A 3,235-nucleotide genomic window follows, 5' to 3' on the forward strand; every position below is an offset into this window, starting at 1 on the left:
CCCAAGACGCGGCCGCCAACGGTGCCACGATCTCGGTAGCCGTCCTCGATCGGGCCAACCATCAACTGCTTTCCAACGGCAGCGACCAACTCGTCGCCATCGCATCGGTGGCCAAGTTGTTTATCGCCGACGACCTGCTCTCGCACGAATCGGACGGCTTGCAGGACAGCCGCCGGATGTCGCAAGCACACCGCCAGGCGCTGGACAGCATGCTGCGGTCCTCCGACGATGGCGCCGCAGAGACCTTCTGGGCCGAGCGGGGCGAGGCGATCATCACCGACGTGGCGGGCCGTTACGGGCTGACGTCCACTACGCCGCCCGGCGACGGGCAGTGGTGGAACACTATGAGCTCAGCGTCCGATTTGGTCCACTACTACGACATGCTGCTCAGCGGGTCCGGCGGCCTGTCTGGGGAGCGAGTCGAGATCATCGTCGGCGACCTGGCCGGGTCGACAGCAGCCGGGACCGACGGCTACCCGCAGCGGTTCGGCATTCCTGACGGCCTGTACGCCGAATCCGTTGCCGTTAAGCAGGGTTGGATGTGCTGCATCGGTGACAGCTGGATGCACGTGTCGACCGGCATCATCGGGTCCGATCGGCGTTACGTCATGGTGATCGAGTCGCTGCAGCCCGCTGATGACGCCACCGCGCGGGCGACGATCACCCAGGCGGTGAAGACGATGTTTCCCTCCGGGCGGATCTGAGACCGCGCGAGCGCTACTGCAGCAGGTCGGGGCGGCGTTCACGGGTGCGCTGCTCGGCGGCCTGCTGTCGCCACGACTCGACGCGAGCGTGGTCGCCGGACAGCAGAACATCCGGGACGTCTAGTCCCCGCCAGCTCGGCGGCCTGGTGTAGGACGGACCCTCCAGCAGACCGTAAGAATGCGAATCATCTTGGTGCGAAAGCGGATTGCCCAATACATTGGGCAGCAGTCGCAGCACCGCCTCGATGATCACCACGGCTGCCGATTCCCCGCCCGGTAACACGTAGTCGCCGATCGAGACCTCTTCTACTCGCATCCGCCTGGCGGCATCGTCCATGACCCGCTGGTCAATCCCCTCGTAGCGACCGCAGGCGAAGACCAGATGCGCCTCGCTACTCCACCGTTGCGCCGTCGCCTGAGTGAACAATGCGCCCGCAGGCGTCGGGACAACGAGAAGTGTTTCCTGTGAACAGATCTCGTCGAGCGCGTCACCCCAAACGGGTGCTCTCATCACCATTCCCGGGCCGCCGCCGTATGGCGCGTCGTCGACCGAGTGGTGAACATCGTGAGTCCATTTCCGCAAGTCGTGCACTTGCAGCTGCACGAGACCCGACTCTATTGCCTTGCCCGGCAACGATTGCCGCAGCGGATCCAGGTAGGACGGAAAAATCGTCACGACATCAATCTTCATGCGCCCTCAGCTCTCCAGTTCCAGCAAGCCCTCGGGCGGATCGATTTCCACGATGCCGGCCTCCAACGACACTGACGTGACTATCGCGCTGACGAACGGCACCAGTAACTCGCCCTCATCGGGTCGCGTAACCGCCAGCAGTTCGGTGGCCGCCGTGTGCAAAACCTCGGCGACAGTGCCGATGTCGCGTCCGGTCGTCGTGCGCACCAAAAGGCCTTCCAGCTGGTGGTCGTAGTAGGTGTCCGGCTCGTCGATGGGCGGCAAGGCTGAAGAGTCGATGACGAACAAGCTGCCCCGCAGCGCGTCGGCGGCATCGCGATCGGCTACCCCGTCCAACCGCAGCAGAAGGCGGCTGCCGTGCGGACGGACCGCCGCCACCACGTAGTTGCGCTCACCCTGATCGGATCCCTTGGCGCGCAACACCGTCCCCGACGCGAACCGCAACTCGGGATCATCGGTGCGAACCTCGACGACCACCTCGCCAGTCACACCATGGGCTTTGACCACGCGCCCGACTGTCAACTCCACGGGAGTTCCATGGGCCGGGCTGCGCTACTGGTCGGTGTCCACCACATCGACTCGGATACCACGACCCCCGATCCCGGCGACCAGCGTGCGCAACGCCGTCGCGGTGCGCCCGCCGCGACCGATCACCTTGCCGAGATCATCGGGATGGACGTGCACCTCAACAGTCCTGCCACGCCTGCTGGTCACCAGGTCAACGCGGACATCGTCGGGGTTGTCGACAATTCCGCGGACCAGGTGCTCGACGGCGTCGACGACGACGGTACTCATGGCTGCGGTCAGCTCTCGTTGGCCGGCTCAGCCGGTTCGGCCTGCTCGCCGCCTTCAGCTGGCTTGGCTTCCTCGGCGGGCTTGGCTTCGTCGGCCGGCTTGGCTTCATCGGCAGGCTTGGCGGCTTCGTCGGCTTTCTCGGCCTTGTCGGCTTTGTCGGCCTTGTCGGCTTTCTCGGACGCAGCAGCTTTCTTGGCCGGAGCTTTCTTCTTCTTCGGTGTCGCGGCCTCAGTGTCAGGCGCACCGTCGGCCGCAGCCAGCGCGGCGTTGAACAGCTCCAGCTTGCTCGGCTTGGGCGGCGCGACCTTCAGCTTGCCCTCGGCACCGGGCAGCCCCTTGAACTTCTGCCAGTCACCGGTGATCTTGAGCAGCTTGAGGACGGGTTCGGTGGGCTGAGCACCCACCGACAGCCAATACTGGGCACGCTCGGAGTTGATCTCGATGAGGCTCGGCTCTTCCTTCGGGTGATACCTGCCGATCACCTCGATGGAACGACCGTCGCGCCGCGTCCGCGCGTCGGCGACGGCGATGCGGTACTGGGGATTGCGGATCTTGCCAAGCCGGGTGAGCTTGATCTTTACAGCCATGGTTAAGCGACTTCTCCTATAGGTGTCACGCCGCAATTCAGCGATCCGGGCGGGATGCCTGGATCCGGTTTTGCCTCGCGTGTATGACCACCAAGCAGCCGTAGTTGCAGGGCAGACAGCCGCCTATTGTGCCAGAGCCAGGCCGTCACCCTGAAATTCGCTCGAGCCGGGCGTCACAGGAATTTCTGTAAGCACTTGGTTTCCACCCGGCGCGTCATCCGCCACCCATCGGGGGTGCGCAAGAACTCGTCGTCATACCAGAGCCCACAGAACATCACCTGGTCTTTGTCACCGGGTAGAACCATCGGGTTGAAGCAGATGGTTCGCGACGATGCGGTGTCCCCGTCGAGGCGCACCGAGAAGTTGCCCAGCATGTGGAAGTACATCGGAAAATTCGGCAACACCTCGGCAAGCCAGGCCTTCACCTCCGAGTAGCGGCCCTCGATGCCCCCGAGGGC

At 64.4% G+C, this 3,235-nt stretch carries 6 protein-coding genes; 1 reads left to right on the forward strand and 5 read right to left on the reverse strand.

Annotation, left to right across the window (positions count from 1 at the left end; all coding sequences use genetic code 11):
* The coding region (locus tag WB785_RS16550; RefSeq protein WP_424080399.1) for a hypothetical protein at positions 1-704 on the forward strand (704 nt) is incomplete at its 5' end.
* Between the two features lie 13 nt (positions 705-717).
* Here WB785_RS16550 and trmD read toward each other — a convergent pair.
* The 5 genes from trmD to WB785_RS16575 form a co-directional block, all read right to left on the reverse strand.
* Positions 718-1,395 (reverse strand): tRNA (guanosine(37)-N1)-methyltransferase TrmD, encoded by a 678-nt coding sequence (trmD, locus tag WB785_RS16555; protein ID WP_424080400.1) that lies wholly within the window; start codon positions 1,393-1,395, stop codon positions 718-720.
* A 6-nt stretch (positions 1,396-1,401) separates the two neighbouring features.
* Entirely contained in the window at positions 1,402-1,923 is a 522-nt protein-coding gene (rimM, locus tag WB785_RS16560; protein WP_424080401.1) for a ribosome maturation factor RimM, read from the reverse strand.
* Positions 1,924-1,947: 24 nt separating this feature from the next.
* Positions 1,948-2,190, reverse strand: coding sequence for an RNA-binding protein (locus WB785_RS16565; protein ID WP_036354608.1), 243 nt, complete (start codon positions 2,188-2,190; stop codon positions 1,948-1,950).
* Between the two features lie 8 nt (positions 2,191-2,198).
* Positions 2,199-2,777: a 30S ribosomal protein S16 gene (gene rpsP, locus WB785_RS16570; protein WP_424080402.1), complete on the reverse strand. Its 579-nt coding sequence runs from the start codon at positions 2,775-2,777 to the stop codon at positions 2,199-2,201.
* Between the two features lie 173 nt (positions 2,778-2,950).
* The coding region (locus WB785_RS16575; RefSeq protein ID WP_424080403.1) for a nuclear transport factor 2 family protein at positions 2,951-3,235 on the reverse strand (285 nt) is incomplete at its 5' end.

Source organism: Mycobacterium sp. (assembly GCF_049585075.1).
Classification (GTDB): domain Bacteria; phylum Actinomycetota; class Actinomycetes; order Mycobacteriales; family Mycobacteriaceae; genus Mycobacterium.